Here is a 17,358-nt window from a genome sequence, read left to right as displayed (position 1 = left end):
CATTTCTTTGGACTCATTGAAGATACCATTTCTTATGTAAATCCTATTTTTCAAACTGTTTTTAAGACCTTCTTGAAAAACAAGGATAAGATCCTGAACGCACTGGAACTGCCCTACTCAAACGCAAAACTAGAAGCTACTAACAACCTCATCAAAGTCATCAAGCGAAACGCTTTCGGCTTTCGGAACTTTGACAATTTTAAAACTAGAATCCTCATCGCTTTGAACATCAAAAAGGAGAGGACTGATTTAGTCCTCTCCAGATTATAACTTCTCATCAACCCACTACAGTTGACAAAGAGCCAAATCTCCAGCCTCACTTATTTTGATCAGAAATTTTATAAAAGTACAGTGATTGATTGGCAAATTTCCCCTCTATAGAGGCAAACTATATCTAATCAACTGCGTGGAGTAAGAAAATAAACTCTTCATCAATCTAATTGAGCTCTCTGACTCCTTTTTCTTTTTCATTTAGACCAGTTACGGGCAACATTCTCATCCTCGTGTAGTTGTCGACAGAGACTATCAATATCGTCAAACTTGACCATATCGCGGATTTTATCCAACCAAAAAATCCGAATGGTATCGCCATAAATATCCTGCGAAAAATCAAAAATATTGGCTTCAAACCGCAGCTCTGTTCCGTTAAAGGTCATATTTTTCCCAACACTTGCCATGCCGCGATAGCGTTTACCCTTATGCTCCACATCCACGACATAAACGCCGTCCGCTGGCAAAATCACCCTATCAAGAGGCGCCAGATTTGCCGTAGGAAAGCCAATCGTCCGTCCCCGCGCGTCTCCGTGCACAACAATGCCGCGCGTTGATAAAGGATGCCCCAATAAGAGGTTGGCTTCAGCGATATTTCCTTCTCTCAGGCAATTCCGAATTCTGGTCGAAGAAATCTTCTGGCCGTCCAGCTGCACTTCATCAACCACCACCACTTGACCTGTGAAAAATTGCTGCAACTGATAGACACCTGCCCGCCCTTTTCCAAAATGATAGTCAAAACCAGCCACCACAACCTTGGCTCGCAAGCAACGCAAATAGCGCTCCACAAATTCGCGCGGCGACTGCTGAGCAAAATCAGTCGTAAAATCAATCAAGTAGAGAAGGTCCACCCCTAGCGCCTCCAGCTGCGCCTGCCGGTCTTCTGGACTAGCTAAATGCAAGAGAAGTTCCGGATTGTAGCGGACAAAAGTCAGCTTGGGTGACTCTGGAAAGGTCAAAAGAGCAATTTTCAGATTTTGGGCTTGAGCAATCTCCTGCGCTTTTTGAAACAGCGCCTTATGCCCCTGATGAAGCCCGTCAAAATAGCCCAAAATAAGGACGGTATCTTCTAATTGCTCAATGTCATGTTCATTTTTAATTCTAATCGTTTTCATCATTATCTATTTTATCACAAAATATCAAAGAAAGACCTTTTTAGGCTTGTAGAAATCGTCTCTTTTTTCTAAAATCGCTATCAATTTTCCTTGGTAGAAGCCGGCTAAAAGCGGAGCTTCTAAACCTAGCTTGATAAAACGCCCGAACTGCACTTCTTGCAAATCCTGCTCAGACAGCTCTGCTATTTCCAAATCGCCGATACCAAGTTCCAAAGGCTGCAAGAAAGATAGGTCGCCTTTTTCGATTAGCTCTGCAATTTGAGCGAGGGTTAGGGCAGTCGATAGTTTCATGCCCGCAGCCTCCGTCCGCATCAAGTGAGACATGTGGCTGGCATAGCCCAGCTTGTACCCCAGGTCGACAGACAAGGTACGGATGTAAGTTCCCTTGCTGCATTTGACCCGAAAACGGAAAGAAGCGCAGCTATTTTCATAAGAAATCGGACTGGTTCGTGCAAAAGAGTAAATGGTCACCTGGCGCTTGGGACGCTCCACTTCCTGCCCCGCACGAGCGTACTCGTAGAGCTTGCGCCCGTTCACCTTGACCGCCGAATACATCGGCGGAATTTGGCAAATCTCGCCAATAAAAGATTGCAAAGCAGCATCAACAGTGGCTTCTTCTAGCGCTTGCGTCACAGGCGTTTTTGCGACAATCTCGCCGCTTGCGTCCTCAGTCGTCGTCGAAAAACCAAGGGTTATCTCGCCCTCGTAGATCTTGCCCTCGTCCTGCATGTACTCGACCAGCCGCGTTGCCTTGCCAACCGCAATTGGCAAAACTCCGACCACATCAGGATCCAGCGTCCCACCGTGCCCAATTTTCTTGGTTCCTAAAATCTTGCGCAGCTTGAAAACCGCGTCATGCGAAGTCATCCCCGCCTCTTTTTTCAAGTTGATAATTCCGTTCATGGTAGTTAATCATCCTTATGCAGGTGTTCAATTCCTACAATACCTTTCATTGATTCTGAGAGCATCTTGGCAAAGTTGTTAGAAAAAGTATTTTTGGGAATTTTTATATTTTCTAGCATTTTATTCACCCCCTGAACAAAAGTTAAGTTCAATTTCTCTGATAGTAGTAAATTTTGTTGCTGCTGTATCTCTCTAAACTTCTCTGATAATACTAAAAGTGGTTTAATCATATCTTTAGCATCAATTCCTGCATAAATTTCATTCAAAATAATTTTTTGTTGAATCCTATGGAAGATATGCGATAGACTACGTACTTCTCTTTTACAATATCGCCAATCATCATACGACATTTCTTTATGATGGAATACTTTATTCCTAATATTTCTAACTCTTTTTATTTTATCTTCATCAACAAGAAATTCTCTATTAAACGGCGCAATGTATATATCCCATGTACTAAAAAAATCGGGCTTTCTAGATAGTTTAGACATTTCAGATATCAACTCTTGAATACCGACACTACCACAATAATTGTAGCTATCGTCATCATTTAATAACCAAATTTTTGAAAAGAATAACTTTTCTAATTCAAATAAATCTAAATCTTCCACAAACATATTTAATTTTCCTGGCTTCAATTTAGATTTAGCCAGTTTATGAATTTCATGGATTTCATTAAAGTGATATATCAAATAAAAAAGCTGGCGTAAATTATTTTCATAATCATAGATTATTGGATAGCATTTTTCTGCATAGTACTTGGATAATTCTCTAGAAAAAAATGTCACATTAAACTTTTGATTCAATAATCCAGATAAAGTTGTCCTAAAACTATCATAGTAATCTAACTTAGACCAATGTATGTCTCCAAGAGATTGCAAATGACACAAAATAGATCTTTCAGTCTTTTTAAATCGAATACTAAATTTCATAATTTTATTTTCAGAAACCTGAAAACCCAACTCTTCTTTTGAAACTATGGTATCAAATTTATCACTGAGCTGAACTAATTCCCAGAATCCATTTACCATATTTATATCTTCTATTTCCGGCTTTAGTTTCAATAGTATATCAAAATTTATCTTTACCATATATCTTCCTTATATTTTAATATTTTAACTACTCCCCCTTCAAGGCATCGAATTTCTTTTTCATAGTTGGGTTTTTGCGGGTCAGTTTTTTGACAGAGACATCGTCCAGCTTGTTATTAGCGAGGCGCAGCTGGTTTTCGCTGGTGAGCAGGGCAGACTTGACCGCTTCCATGCGCTTGATTGCCTTGTCAATCTCGTCAATCGCTTTGCCAAAATTGGTGCTAGCAGACTGATAATTCTTGGCAAAGGCGACCTTGAAGGTCTCCAAATCTTCCTCGAAATGGGTGATATCGATATTTTGCTCCTTGACCAAAGCCAACTCCTGCTTGTACTTGAGCGAGTTCAGCGCAGCATTTCTCAAAAGCCCAATCAGCTGGATAAAGAACTGCGGGCGCACGACGTACATCTTGTCGTACTCGTGGCTGACGTCAACAATCCCTGTGTTGAAGTAGTCATTGTCAGCTTCCAGCATGCTGACCAGAACCGCGTATTCGCAGTTTTTCTCGCGGCGATCCTTGTCCAATTCCTTGTAAAAATCACTGTTTTTGTGCTTGGTTTTGGTGGTATCGGCTTCATTTTTCATCTCAAACATAATGGAAATAATCTCGACACCATTTTCATCAGCCTCGCGGAAAATGAAGTCCCCCTTGGAGCCAGAGGCGCTAGAAACCTCATTATCCTTGCCAAAATAAGCGCGGGGAAAGGCGTAAGAACGCACCTTGTTGAACTCGCTCTCGGCATACTGCTCCAAGCTCTCGCCAATCGCCTTGGTCGACTGCTGCGTCTTGAAATTCTTGTAAAATTCCACCTGCTCATTGGCTGCCTTGAGCTGCGCCTCATAGTTTTGCTTGACCGAGGATAGCGACAACTGATTTTCTGTTTCCTGTAAACGCAGCTGATTTTTAGCTTCATCGCGCTCTTTTTCAACTGCCGTCAGAGATTTTTGGAGCTGATTTTCATGTTCCAAACGGAGGGTCTCGAGCTGGTTTTCCAGCTTTTGTACTTCCTTATCCTTGTCCAGCAAGCGCTGCGCCAAGTCCTGTTCCACCTCTTTTTTGAGCAATTCTTTTTCGGTAGAAAAGGCCTCAATCTGGTGCTGCAAGTTGGCGATTTCTTGAGCTTTTTCAGCAAGCAAGGTCTGCTGCTCATTAGCTGCTTTTTGCTGCGCCAAAGCCAACTCTTGCTCCAAGCGCGCATGAATTTCGCTCTCAAACTCACTGGTGCGCACCTGCGCCAACAGCTCGCTGTACTGCGTTTCATTTACCGTAAAAACCGTCCCACAATGGGGGCATTTAATTTCGTTCATCATTCAAAATTCCTTTAAAGTAATATTTGACTCAAAAAATAACTCCTAATAAAATAATATCATTTATTTTTAAATTTGTCAAAAAAGAAACCATATAAAATACAGTTTCTTATTTTATTATTTCATTAGAACATTACAGAGCAAAGCAGCTCTAAAACCAAGCGTGACTCAAGAGCTGCTTTTCCTTGTTTTGGAACCATTCAAAACAACACAGCTCTAAAACAATAAAATAACAATTTAATACTATCATATTTTTATAAAATATTCAATCACTTCCATAATACATAAACTCACATTGTCAATTTCTCAAACTTTGAATTGTATTATCATAATTCTTTTCGCAAAAAAGACCTCTGAATAAGCAAGGTCTCTTTTTCTTCGAATACCATCAAGGATATACTGTTACTTTTTCACTCCTTCTCCCGAGGTTGGATTGTAGAGTCCTTCGGTTTCACGTTTTTGACCAAATAAATCAGCAACAGAGAAGCGAACATATTTTACGCATAGCCTATTTTTATAAGCATAAACTAAATGCAATAAGCTATCTTTCGTTTGATAAAGGGTCGGATATTCATACTGAGCATTATTGGTTTTATTCTCTGAACCAATATATCCTTCGGCTGCTTCAAAAATGCGGCCAAGCGGCCAAGTTTGGCCATTGTCTTCAGAAACAGACACAGCAACTGGATTACGTAAACCTGGCCAAGCAACTTTCCCGAATTGTGGATGTTCAGCCGCATTATTATTATAAGCAAGAGCAATTTCTCCTGATTGAAGTTTAATTGCACTGATACTTGCATTATTGTTTGGTAAAACTGATTTTTCCGGTATTGACCAACTGTCTCCAAAATCGTGTGATTCGCTGATATAAATATTATCGGCAAAACGACTACGCATAAATGCTACAAGATGTCCCGGCTCCACTTCAAGTAGATTAGCATGAACCCGCCCGTTGCTTTCAGGCATTCTCACACGTTTCCAAGTCTTCCCTTCGTCATCTGATATACGAAACTCGGTCGGATCATTGGTCAATCCTTCTGCTGAATCCTCACACAACCATGTTGCAAAAATCCAACGTCCATTACTTAAAATTTGAATGGCTTGCCGAGAGAAAGTTCCTTCCTCAGCAAACAAAACTTCTGGCACGCCCCATGTCACACCCTCATCATCAGATTTTTGAACCATAATGATAGAGGTGAACTGCATGTTATCTTTTCCTTCTTGGCGACTTAATTGCGAAGTATAAATTAGCCAAATTTGTCCGTCAGGAGCTCTGAAAAAGGCAGGATTTTGTTCGCTGCGATTTTCACCCTTGGAGACAATTTCTGGCACAGACCAAACTTGTGTTTCTGGATCCAATTTGGAAACAGCAATTGAAATATCGCCGCTCCCTTCAAATGTTCCTGCAAACCAAGCACACAACAAGCCTCCGTCTGCTGTTTCAATAAGAGCTGGAGCATGTGCTGTTGCATTTCCACCTGTCGGAATCAGTCCAAAATCAATATTCAAAAACGCATCATGATAAACTACTCCATTTGGAATAGATTCTCTTACTACTGGCAATTCTTTGACCATTTTAAGCTCCTTTTATTTGTTTATTTCCAATTTAATAACTGCTTTTTGATATTCCAAAGGTTCATCAATATGAAAAACTGCCTTATGACCGTCCCACGGAAAGCAGACATAGACCATTCCGGCGGATATTTTCATCATATGCTTGGTTTCACCCTGATATTTCTCAACATCTCTTTCATCACTATAAGGAATTATTGTCGATAATTTAGATAAATCCTCCAAAGCAACATACTCTGCACCTCGTAAAAGAACTTGAACATCAATATGTCTCCGATGTGACTCAAATTGACTATCTACTAAAGGTTTCGTCACTCCCTCTTGGAAGAAGAGAAAACCTCCTTCAAAAGGATATTTCACTCCGGTTCCCCAGCTATTTTTATGTTCATCTAATGCTTTCAAAGCATTAGCTAGATTCGGCAACAGCGTATGGTAGCATTCTAGATGTTCCAAAGAGTCTATAATCATATTTAAGCCCCTTATGAATTTTCCGCCAAACGAATGGCGTAATCAATAGCATTTTCCAAACTCACTTCGCTAGCTGTCCAGTTTCCCGCTTGGTCAAAAGCCGTCCCGTGGTCAACGGAGGCTCGAATAATAGGCAATCCTAAAGTAATATTCACTCCTTGAACCGCTTTCCAAGCGCCCTTTTCTTGATCATAAACAAAACCTAGTAATTTCAGCGGGATGTGCCCTTGGTCATGGTACATAGCAACAACGATATCGTACATGCCCCCATTTGCCTTTGAAAATAAAGTATCGGCAGGCAAGGAACCTTCTACATTGATACCTTCTGCTTTTGCAGCTTCTACGGCCGGATCAATTTGTTCGATTTCTTCTCGGCCGAAGAGACCATTTTCTCCACAGTGAGGATTTAAACCTGCAACTGCAATCCGTGGATTTTTGATTCCAAGATTCTTGCACGCCTTATCCGCAATGCGGATAACATCTAACACCCGCTCTTTTGTCGCACGGTCACAAGCTTCTCGCAAAGAAACGTGAGTTGATACATGCACGACACGCAAATTTCCGTCAGCCAGCATCATAGTATACTTATCGGTGCCTGTTAAATCGGCGTAAATTTCAGTATGACCAGCATAATGATGTCCAGCAGCATTCATTGCTTCTTTATTCAAAGGATTCGTAACTGTCGCATCAATTTCTTTAGCTAATGCAAGTTCAATCACTTTTTTCACATATTGAAAGGCAGCGTCTCCTCCCACTTCTGAAACCTGACCAAATTTGAAAGCAGAAATATCCACAATTCCCAAGTCAATCAAATCTATCGTTCCATGCTGGTACAAGCCTTCTTTAGGAGATGTTACAACATTCACTTTTAAATTTAATTCCGGATGTTTCGCTAAATAGTAATCAACAACTGACCGGTCACCCACTAGTAGCGGTTTGCAGCGTTCATACAGTTCTGCTTTCGCAAAAGCCTTCAAGGAAATTTCTGGACCAATTCCTGCTGGGTCACCTAACGTAATTCCAATTATTTTTTTCATATTTTCTACCTCTTATTTCATGTCGGAAGCTTTATTTTCAGCAATGACTGCTCGCAATGCTTCAAATCCTGCTTCTGATAGTTGATTAAATGGTGCACGGCATTTTCCTACTGGATAGCCAAGTTCTGCGACTGCATATTTGACAATGGTATTTGGATTCCCAAATTTAAAACAGTTTCTAAAGGAACGAATAGAATCTTGGTAAACCCTTGCTTTATCTACATTACCTGCTACAAACTGATCATAAATTTGTGACATGGTATATGGATAAACATTTGAACAGCCAGCAATACCACCAGTCCCTCCTGCTAATAAAGTCCACAAAATGAGGGAATCATTGCCAGACAAAACGGCAAAGTCTTTCCGCTCACGCGTTTGCTCAATGTATTGAAGAATGGTATCAAAATTACCACTCGAGTCCTTCACTCCAACAATATTTTTAATTTCACTCAATTTTCCCACTGTAGCTGGAGCAAGAGCATTTCCTGTACGTGCTGGAATATTATACAAAACAATCGGCATGTCTACATTCTCTGCTATTGTTTTGTAGTGTTGATAGAGTTCATCTTGTGAAGCTTGGGCAAACGACGGCGTGATAATAGAAATGACATCAACACCGACTTCTTTCGCTTTTTGGGATAGACGAATGGTGTCTTTTGTACCCACAAGACCAGTACCTGCATAAACTGGCACGCGCCCAGCTACATGTTTGACCGTCTCTTCCATGATCTTGATTTTTTCATCCTCAGACAAGATATAGGCTTCTCCATTTGTCCCAAAAACGAAAATCCCATGAACACCGTGTTCAATTAAACGGTCGATTTGTACCCTCAATTCATCAAAATTTATACTCTCATCCGCATTCATCGGTGTGATAATGGGAGAAATAATCCCTTTAATTTCTGTCATTCTCTGTCTCCTTTACAGAACTTCTTTATAGATATTTCTTGCGTCATCAGCTGTAATTTCACGAAGATTATTATCTAATAAACGCGTTACTTTCATGCTAGATGCAACTAAGTCTTCCAAGTCTTCTTCTGGAACCCCAAAATCTTTCAAACTAGTCGGAATTTCAAGCACTTGAACAATTCTCTCCAATTCTGACATCATGAAATGTGATTTTTCATTCACAGATAAAGTCCTATCTCCGTCGTGAATAACTCTATCATAAGCCTTAGCAAGGTAATCTTTTATACTTGGTTCATTAAAACGCATAACAGGCATAAGCAAAATAGCATTTGATACACCATGAGCAATATGGTAACGTCCACCAAGAGGGTAAGATAGAGCGTGCACGCCAGTTGTACCAGATGAGGTGATTGCTACACCTGCATAAAAAGCACCTAGGAATAACTTATTTTTCGCTTCCATTGCTTCTGGATTTGTACAGGCATCCACAATATTATTCATAATTAAATCCAAGGCTTCCAAAGCAAAAGTATCACTGATTGGATTGGCTTTTTTAGAAGTCAGACACTCCACCGCGTGGCAAAGGGCGTCCACTGCTGAGGCGGAAGCAACTTTCTTAGGAAGATTTTTTATTAAGCGTCCATCTAGAATAACATAATCCGGAATCATCTCTGGATTGACAATACCAACTTTTAAATTCTCCTCGGGCACACCCACGATACTATTTGGTGTCGCCTCAGAACCTGTCCCTGCTGTCGTCGGAATCAAGAGGCTTGTCACCTGTTTTTTAGCGAGCAGCGGGTCTTTTAGCAAATCTTTAACAGTATAATCATCGGTTGTCAAGATAGAAGCCAATTTAGCTGTATCCATGACAGAGCCGCCACCAATGGCAATGATAAAGTCAGCTTTTTCTTGCTTAAAATCATCAATGAATTCCTGAACTTGCTGATAGCTAGGTTCTACTTGAATATTAGAAATGACTGTATAATCCACTCCGTTTTCTTTCAGAATAGCTAATGGAATTTCTGCTAATCCTGCATTTAGAATCCCTTTATCGGTAAAGAGAACAACCTTTTGCACCAGTTCTTCCTTGAGCAATCCCTCAATTTGTTCCAGTGCATGTTCACCTCCGAAAACAACTTTCGGCATTTTTAAACTATAATCAACCAGCATATTTACCTCCTTTTTTAACTAACTTATGTAAATGATAAAACAAATCTTCTTCTCCGAAACCGCCAGATTTTGTGATGACTTGAACAGTCTTTCCTTTCCACTTAATTTCTGAAAGAACAACCCCAGGTTTTATTTCACTCAAAGGTTTTACTTCATCTATCCCTAATACTTTCATCGACTGATACAGAGTATCACCTCCCGTAAAAAGAAAAGTCTTCTCAACACCCTGACTCAATAAAGATTTTGTCAAATTTCCCAAAGATTGCCCTATTTTGAACCGTGTCACCAAGCCACTGTCGCCCTCGTCTTCAGAATATTTTTCTACTTCCTCAATCGTCTTTTTGCTCAGCGTTTCAAAAATTACCAACTCATGTTTCAAAATATCTGATGAATAGGATTCAATTTCTCTTTTTCCTTCTACAGTATCCCAATACCCGTCATTTAATAACTGTTTAGCAGATAAGGAATAGCGTTTAAATCCACGTTCTTGAGCACATTTAACTTGCTTTCTTGTGATTGGATTGACTGATCCACAAACGACAAGAAGTGGTCGTTCAATAGCAATGCGCTCAGCCTTTTTATTTAAAAATAAAGCTCCTGCCAACACTTTAGCAAATCCTGCACAGCCAATCATTAGGCGTAATGCGTTTTGAGTTTGTAGAGTTTCTAAAATTTTTAACAAATCATGATCCGTCTCACTATCAAATAAAAACAAGCCAGCTTTCTTTTCAAAAGTATTCACATCCGTTACTAAGGTAGAATCAAGCTGTGCTTCACTTTGTAACCGTCGCCTAATATCACTTTCAGTGACTGGTTCGTAGGGGTCATTGGCAAAAACACTAGCTGATACCAATTGGTTATTTATATATAAATGCCCACCTTTGACAACACGATTAATTTCCGGAAAGGCTGGAATAAAAGAAATTGTCTGCTCCGAAAAGTCATCTACCATTGCTTTAATTTCACTGGAAACATTTCCCCTTAAAGCAGAATCAACCTTTTTATAAATATATGGTATTTCATTTTCCTTAGCTGCTTTCATTATCCGAGCGATCGCTTGATAAGACTCCTCAAAAGACAGATAACGACTTTCTGAGTCAATGACTAATACTTCCAAATTCGGGTTTAGTTTTTTAAAATTAAAATCTTTATTTGTGGTTACTAGTGTTTCTACTCCAAGATTTGAAAATTGAACCCCAGTATCTAAAGCACCGGTAAAATCATCGGCTACAACCAACAATTTGATCATCTCTTTCCCACCTTTACATCTAACTATTAACGCTATACAACGATTGTACAGCTATTTTATAAAATATTTAACTCATGTAAGATTAAAAATGTTTAATTTTGAAACAATCCATCTTTTTACTTCACCTTATCTTATTTATGTATTATAATCGTTTATATATGAAACACACCTAGGAGGAGAATATGAAAAATATTAAACTACTTGGAATTGCACCATATGAAGAATTAAAAAATTCAATGATCAGCGTAGGTGAGCAGTTTGATAATCTTTCACTTGATGTCTATACAGCTGATTTAGAAAAGGGACAAGAATTAGCCCAGCAGATGATCCATAAAAATTACGAGGCGATTATCTCTCGTGGAGGAACTGCTGAATTGATTCAAAATGCTGTTTCAATTCCAGTCATTGATGTTTCTATTTCGCCCTATGATATTTTGGGCAGTATTAAACTAGCTAAAAACTATACTGATAATTTTGTCATCGTAGGCTATAGTAGTATTACAGAAACTGCTCACCTAATCTGCGATATTCTCCAATACAATATCAAAATTATCACTATTCAAAAACCAGCTGATGCACAAAATATTTTGGAAGAATTGAAGAAAGAAAACTATCAGTTAATTTTATGTGACGCAATCACAAATCAAATTGCACTAAGCAAATCACTCAATACGCTCCTGATCACTTCCGGCTTTGAAAGTATCAAGCACGCCTATCAACAGGCTATTACAATTTCACAACAATTAAGGAGAAAGGAAGAAAAACTGGACTCTCTTTTGTCTTCTTTACAAGAGCAAAGTCAAAAATTGATTCTTTTTGATGAACATCTAGCCATCAGCTTTTCAAATGTTGAAAATCAGTTAGAAAAGTCTGTTCATCATTTCCTCAATTCAAAAAGGGACATAGAAAATGGACAAAAATTTTACCATAGTTTTCACACAAATGTTTATAAATTGGCTATGAAACAAGTTCGTACTCATGATAAACTCTATTATCTCTGTGAAATTACTCAATCCACTCCGCCAATTATTAATAATAACTTTGGAATCACTTATATCAACAAAGAAGAGATTGAAGAAACAATTTCCAAAAAGCTTTTATTCACCTCTTTTATCTCTGAAGAATCTAAAATTTTAATCCAAAAATTGATGCAGCATTATAATGCCATGTTAGTGTTCGGTCAAGAAGGCACTGCTAAAACCAGCCTAGCTTATACTTCTTTTTTAAACCAAAAGAGTAACCAGCAAGGATTGATTGTTATTCATTCTGAATTGCTAAATGAAAAACTCTGGAAATTTTTGCTTAATTCGACCAATGGTCCTCTGGTAGATTCTGGCAACACAATCCTCTTTAAAAATATCGAAAAATTAGGAATTGCCGACGTTGAAAAATTAATTTATCTCATCAAATCGACAAAACTACTAAACAGAAATAATTTGATTTTTACTTATAACACTGGATCATTGGGACAAGATGAAAAAACTTTTGACTTAATGTTAAATGAATTGAACTGTGCCAGTATCTATTCTCCTTCCATTAGTGAGCGACAGAATGAATTATCCAGTATTATTACTCTACTACTCAATAAAATAAATATTGATTGTAACAAAGAAGTTATCGGTTTTAATCCTCAGGCTTTAAGTGCCCTACTTCATTTTCCTTGGCCGGGTAATCTAAACCAGTTGGAACAAGTTATTAAAAAATTAGTTTTAAATTCCAATTCTTATTATATTTCTGAATACCAAGTACTTGAGACTTTAAAACAAGAGCAATATAAATTTCCTAAGACGAGCTTAATGCCCACTTCTATTGTCAATATTGATGAAAACAAAACGTTATTTGATTATACACAGGATATTGTCAATCTTGTTTTAGAAAAAAACGGCGGAAACCAGACAAAGACTGCCAAACAATTAGGAATTAGCCGTACGACTCTATGGCGTTATCTCAAATAGTAAAAGACCATCTGTTTGAAAGAACAGGTGGTCTCTTATAAGAATCATTTATACTGGAAAGACAAGAAGTGCCCCCACTGTCAAGGCCAACACTCTGACTAAGTACATCGGAACAGAGTATTTCCAGAACTCTGGTAACTTGTAATTTCCCATCCCTAAAATCATGGCTGGCATACCATCAACTGGCATGTACCCTCCATTCCAACCAGAGATAACTACAGCGACTGCCGCTGCGGTTGGATTCCAATTTAAGCTGATACAAGTTGCAATTACGATAGGAGCAAAAATAAAGACAGAACCCATATTTGAACCGGTAAAAGTTGCACTTGTACTGGTCAATAACACGAAGATCAGAATTAAGACAAAAGGACTCATGTTTGTTCCAAGAGAGTGAGCAACCCAATCACCAATCAGTTTTGTAAATCCTGAATTAGCTAAAGCATCTGCTACACCGATAACACCTGCCATCATGAGAATAACTGGCGCTCCCATATTGTCACGAACAGAGCGGAAATCAATTCCACCAGTGAAAAGAATAACTGAAGCAGCCAAGCCCGGTAATACATAAGCAAAATTTCCCAGTTGGCTCATCATCATCATACCAATAACACTAATGATGAACATAGCAATGGTGATTTTTTCTTGTGTTGGTGTCATCATAGAAACCGCCAAGCCTTGATCCGTTGGTGTTTCTTCATCATCTTGTGTAATAGGATGATCTGGCAACATTTTATAAGCCACTAAGCTCCAAGCCAAGAATCCAAGAGATAAAATAAAATTAACGATAGCGAATTTGAACATGGAAACACCGGTTGTAAAACCTGCTGTTTCCAATACACTCACTGTAACTCCATAAGTCAAGGCAACATTTATTGGAACCAATGGGTGATTTGTCGCAAATCCAAGAGGCATCATCAATTTTGATGTTGGCATTTTCTTATTATAAGGAATGGTTGATACCAAGGATAAAATCAAAACATAATAGCCAGTTGAACCCATACCAGCTAAACTAGCACCCAACATAACTACTATTAGAAGAAGAGCATAACTTTTATAGCCACCCTTATTAACCAAGGAAATCATTGTTGTCTGAACTTTAGCGATAAAACTCGTCTTCATCAAAGCAGCCATCACGACCATGAAACCAGCAACCATTACCACACTTGGATTAATGAAACCTGCGAAAGCTTCTTGAACAGTTGATAGCCCAGTTGCAACCAACAACAGACAGGCAAAAACGGGTGGAGCACCAAAGGCGAACTTATCAGACATGATCATAACGATCATTAAAATCAAGATGCCTAGGGCAAGAATCATTTGTAATGTCATATTACACCTCATTATTTTTTCTTTTACTTTTGCAAGCGCTTTACATTCTCCATCATATTATTTTTAAAACATTAAATTAAGAAAAAAGAACCAATAATTGTTTTGTTTTGAAACATTTTTTATTTTTTCCTCATTTTTTATTTTTTTATATTTATTTTGTTTCAATAGTGAACAAGTATACAAATAAAACCCTAGATATAAGAGTTCATAAAGTATAAAAAAGACTACCGTCGTTACAGTAGTCCTTAGCTTAGTTAAATTTAGATATTATTTCTTTTCAACTGGTGTTAAAAAACTAGCGAGCACTTTCTTCAGTCCAATTTCTGGGAAATTGATTTTCAGCTCCTGACTTGCGCCTGTGCCCGACACTTCAAGCACCGTCCCGTCGCCCCATTTCTTATGGTGGGCAAGGTCGCCAATAGACCAAGCGACTGCTGGGCTGCTTTCCTTGGCTTGATTGCCAAAGGGGAGATTACTTGATGAAAAAGAGGTCGGTGCAGCCTGACGCTTGCGCTCTTGAAGTGCCTGCTTCAAGCTCATTCCTTGCCCAAATTGCTGCGCTCCGCTATTGGCATAAGTCACCTTAAAGGCACTGTTTGCAGGTCGCGCCTGCCCTTGATAGTTCAGCAAGTCTGAGGAAATCTCCGTCAAGAAACGAGTCGGACGATTGAAATTGGTCTTCCCATAGAGCAAACGCGAATTAGCATTGGTCAGAAAGAGCACTTTCTCTGCCCGTGTAATTCCTACATAAGCCAGACGACGCTCCTCTTCCAGCTCGTCCTCATCCTCTGCTTCTGCCGCGCGACTCAGTGGAAAGAGATTTTCCTCCATACCGATGATAAAAACAATCGGAAATTCCAGCCCCTTAGCCGCATGCAGGGTCATGAGGGTCACTTCACTGCTTTCTTGGTCTCCCTCGTCCGTATCCGCAATCAAGGCCAGGTCGTTGAGGAAGCGACTGAGCTTGTCCAGCCCGCTTTCGCCTTCTACTTGTTCTGGATTTTCGTCAAAGTTTTTGGTAACAGAGAGAAATTCCTCTATATTTTCCAGTCGTGCTTGACTTTCCAAAGTATTTTGCAAGACAAGAGCTTCTGTATAACCCGTCTTAGCTAGCACTTCTTCGACCAGCTCGCTAATGCTCAGCTCATCCAGCCGCTCACGCAAATCCAAAATAAGATTGGCAAACGTCCAGACTGCCTGCGCAGCCTTACCCTTAATCGGCGACAAGAGGATATTGCTAGCAGCTTCCAAAAGAGGTAGACCCTGCGAATTGGCAAAATCCCGAATCTTCTCGACTGTTCCTGGACCCACGCCGCGCTTGGGCTCGTTAATCACCCGCTCGAAGCTGATGTTGTCGCTGGCATTCGCAATGATATTTAGGTAAGCAATGACATCGCGGATTTCCTTGCGGCTGTAGAACTTGGTTCCGCCGACCATTGTGTAAGGAATATTGGACTTGAGCAGGGCTTCCTCAATCGTCCGCGACTGGGCATTGGTACGGTAAAGCACCGCGAAATCCTTGTAAGTATAGGCCTGCTTGCTCGTCAGCTCATCAATGGTTCTGGCGACAAAGACTGCTTCTTCCTGCTCATTCTCCGCCCGATAGTAAACAATGTCCTCGCCGTCTTCGTTTTGCGTCCAGAGATTTTTCGGGCGGCGATTGCGGTTGTGTTTGATGACGTCGTTTGCCGCCTGCAAGATTGTTTTGGTCGAGCGATAATTTTCCTCCAAGAGCACCACTTTGGCCTGAGGATAATCCTTTTCAAAGTCTAGGATATTTTGCATATCAGCGCCCCGCCAGCCGTAGATAGACTGGTCAGCATCCCCAACGACACAGACATTTTTAAAGCGGGACGCCAGCAATTTCACTAGCTGATACTGGGCGTGGTTGGTATCTTGATACTCATCGACATGGATATATTGGTAACGCTGCTGGTAATAGGTCAGCACATCTGGATTGCTATCAAACAGGCGCAAGGTCAGCATAATCAAATCGTCAAAGTCCATAGCCTCTGATTGCCGTAGTTCTTTCTGATAGGCCGTATAGCATTTTGCAACGATTTCCGTGTACATATCGCCTGCCTGCTGCTCATAGGCCACTTCGTCAATCAAGTCATTTTTGGCATTGGAAATGGTTCCCAAAATCGCCCGCTCGCTCCACCTTTTGGGATCTAGGTTGAGCGACTTCAAAATCCGCTTCATCAGCGTGCGCTGCTCGCTGGGATCCACGATAGTAAAGTTACGATTGTAGCCGATATGGTCAGCATCGCGACGCAAAATCCGCACGCACATGGAGTGGAAGGTGGCAATCAAGCAATCCTGCGTCGCTGGATTAAGAGCAAAAGCTCGCTCTTTCATTTCCCGCGCAGCCTTATTTGTAAAAGTAATCGCCAAAATATTCCAAGGATTGACCATTTTCTCGTCAATCAGATAGGCGATGCGGTGGGTCAAGACGCGAGTCTTCCCAGAGCCCGCTCCCGCCATAATCAAGAGAGGTCCCTCTGTCGTCTCCACGGCCTCAGCCTGACGATCATTCATGCCTTTCAATAAAGGATTCATTTTTTCTCCTCGTTCATGTTCAAACTTTGTTTTCAATACTTCTTATTTTACCATAATTCACTCTCACCGTATAGAAAAAATCTAGATAAGAAAAAGCGCTAAATAGCGCTCAGTTCTTCTTTAAAGGCTCTATAATTTCTGTAGTGGGTAAAACCACTGTAGGAATTATGGAGCCTATTTTGTTGTAGAAAAAAAGTCCCATAAGACCTATAATGAAAAGCGATCAAACCATCATTAGAAAGAATCTTATGGAACAATTAAATTTTATCACAAACTTACTCGGAATTAAAGACCCTAACATCACTATTTTAGATTATGTAGATGCTGGAACACATAAAGAAATCATGGCTAAGCTAGATTATCCCGCTCCTAAATGCCCTCACTGCCAAGGACAAATGGCTAAATATGACTTCCAGAAAGAA

14 protein-coding genes and 1 pseudogene are annotated in these 17,358 nt (G+C 39.9%); 3 read left to right on the top strand and 12 right to left on the bottom strand.

From position 1 onward, the window contains the following. The coding region (locus tag A3I3_RS0106340) for an ISL3 family transposase (protein ID WP_018371891.1) at positions 1-270 on the top strand (270 nt) is incomplete at its 5' end. A gap of 197 nt (positions 271-467) precedes the next feature. On the opposite strand, the gene A3I3_RS0106335 is transcribed toward A3I3_RS0106340, so the two are convergent. The 10 genes from A3I3_RS0106335 to A3I3_RS0106290 all read right to left on the bottom strand — a co-directional run bounded on the left by A3I3_RS0106335 (position 468) and on the right by A3I3_RS0106290 (position 11,093). Continuing rightward, on the bottom strand, positions 468-1,385 hold the full coding sequence (locus A3I3_RS0106335; RefSeq protein WP_018371890.1) for a bifunctional riboflavin kinase/FAD synthetase: 918 nt from the start codon (positions 1,383-1,385) through the stop codon (positions 468-470). A gap of 24 nt (positions 1,386-1,409) precedes the next feature. Continuing rightward, positions 1,410-2,288, bottom strand: coding sequence for a tRNA pseudouridine(55) synthase TruB (gene truB / locus A3I3_RS0106330; RefSeq protein WP_018371889.1), 879 nt, complete (start codon positions 2,286-2,288; stop codon positions 1,410-1,412). A 5-nt stretch (positions 2,289-2,293) separates the two neighbouring features. Continuing rightward, positions 2,294-3,379, bottom strand: coding sequence for a hypothetical protein (locus A3I3_RS0106325; protein ID WP_018371888.1), 1,086 nt, complete (start codon positions 3,377-3,379; stop codon positions 2,294-2,296). A 28-nt stretch (positions 3,380-3,407) separates the two neighbouring features. Continuing rightward, positions 3,408-4,685: a DUF2130 domain-containing protein gene (locus tag A3I3_RS0106320; RefSeq protein WP_026129785.1), complete on the bottom strand. Its 1,278-nt coding sequence runs from the start codon at positions 4,683-4,685 to the stop codon at positions 3,408-3,410. Between the two features lie 402 nt (positions 4,686-5,087). Further along, positions 5,088-6,260 (bottom strand): sialidase family protein, encoded by a 1,173-nt coding sequence (locus A3I3_RS0106315; RefSeq protein WP_018371886.1) that lies wholly within the window; start codon positions 6,258-6,260, stop codon positions 5,088-5,090. Positions 6,261-6,272: 12 nt separating this feature from the next. Next, on the bottom strand, positions 6,273-6,725 hold the full coding sequence (locus A3I3_RS0106310) for a NanQ anomerase/TabA/YiaL family protein (RefSeq protein WP_018371885.1): 453 nt from the start codon (positions 6,723-6,725) through the stop codon (positions 6,273-6,275). 11 nt (positions 6,726-6,736) lie between these two features. After that, positions 6,737-7,762, bottom strand: a complete 1,026-nt coding sequence (pdxA, locus tag A3I3_RS0106305; protein WP_018371884.1) for a 4-hydroxythreonine-4-phosphate dehydrogenase PdxA — start codon at positions 7,760-7,762, stop codon at positions 6,737-6,739. A 12-nt stretch (positions 7,763-7,774) separates the two neighbouring features. Then, entirely contained in the window at positions 7,775-8,671 is an 897-nt protein-coding gene (dapA, locus tag A3I3_RS0106300) for a 4-hydroxy-tetrahydrodipicolinate synthase (RefSeq protein WP_018371883.1), read from the bottom strand. Between the two features lie 12 nt (positions 8,672-8,683). Next, positions 8,684-9,844 (bottom strand): iron-containing alcohol dehydrogenase, encoded by a 1,161-nt coding sequence (locus A3I3_RS10195; RefSeq protein ID WP_018371882.1) that lies wholly within the window; start codon positions 9,842-9,844, stop codon positions 8,684-8,686. Next, positions 9,834-11,093, bottom strand: coding sequence for a four-carbon acid sugar kinase family protein (locus A3I3_RS0106290; RefSeq protein WP_018371881.1), 1,260 nt, complete (start codon positions 11,091-11,093; stop codon positions 9,834-9,836). The genes A3I3_RS10195 and A3I3_RS0106290 overlap by 11 nt, the downstream gene beginning before the upstream one ends. 182 nt (positions 11,094-11,275) lie before the next feature. On the opposite strand from A3I3_RS0106290, the gene A3I3_RS0106285 reads away from it, so the two are divergent. Beyond that, positions 11,276-13,048 (top strand): sigma-54-dependent Fis family transcriptional regulator, encoded by a 1,773-nt coding sequence (locus A3I3_RS0106285; RefSeq protein ID WP_018371880.1) that lies wholly within the window; start codon positions 11,276-11,278, stop codon positions 13,046-13,048. Positions 13,049-13,096: 48 nt separating this feature from the next. Here A3I3_RS0106285 and A3I3_RS0106280 read toward each other — a convergent pair whose 3' ends face one another. Both A3I3_RS0106280 and pcrA read right to left on the bottom strand, forming a co-directional pair. Continuing rightward, positions 13,097-14,377, bottom strand: a complete 1,281-nt coding sequence (locus tag A3I3_RS0106280) for an SLC13 family permease (RefSeq protein ID WP_018371879.1) — start codon at positions 14,375-14,377, stop codon at positions 13,097-13,099. Between the two features lie 267 nt (positions 14,378-14,644). Beyond that, positions 14,645-16,936, bottom strand: coding sequence for a DNA helicase PcrA (gene pcrA / locus A3I3_RS0106275; protein WP_018371878.1), 2,292 nt, complete (start codon positions 16,934-16,936; stop codon positions 14,645-14,647). Between the two features lie 248 nt (positions 16,937-17,184). Here pcrA and A3I3_RS10190 point away from each other — a divergent pair. Beyond that, a pseudogene (locus A3I3_RS10190) lies at positions 17,185-17,358 on the top strand (ISL3 family transposase); the annotation flags it as partial.

This window comes from Streptococcus massiliensis DSM 18628 (assembly GCF_000380065.1).
GTDB lineage: Bacteria > Bacillota > Bacilli > Lactobacillales > Streptococcaceae > Streptococcus > Streptococcus massiliensis.
This window is presented reverse-complemented; position numbering and strand designations above follow the sequence as displayed.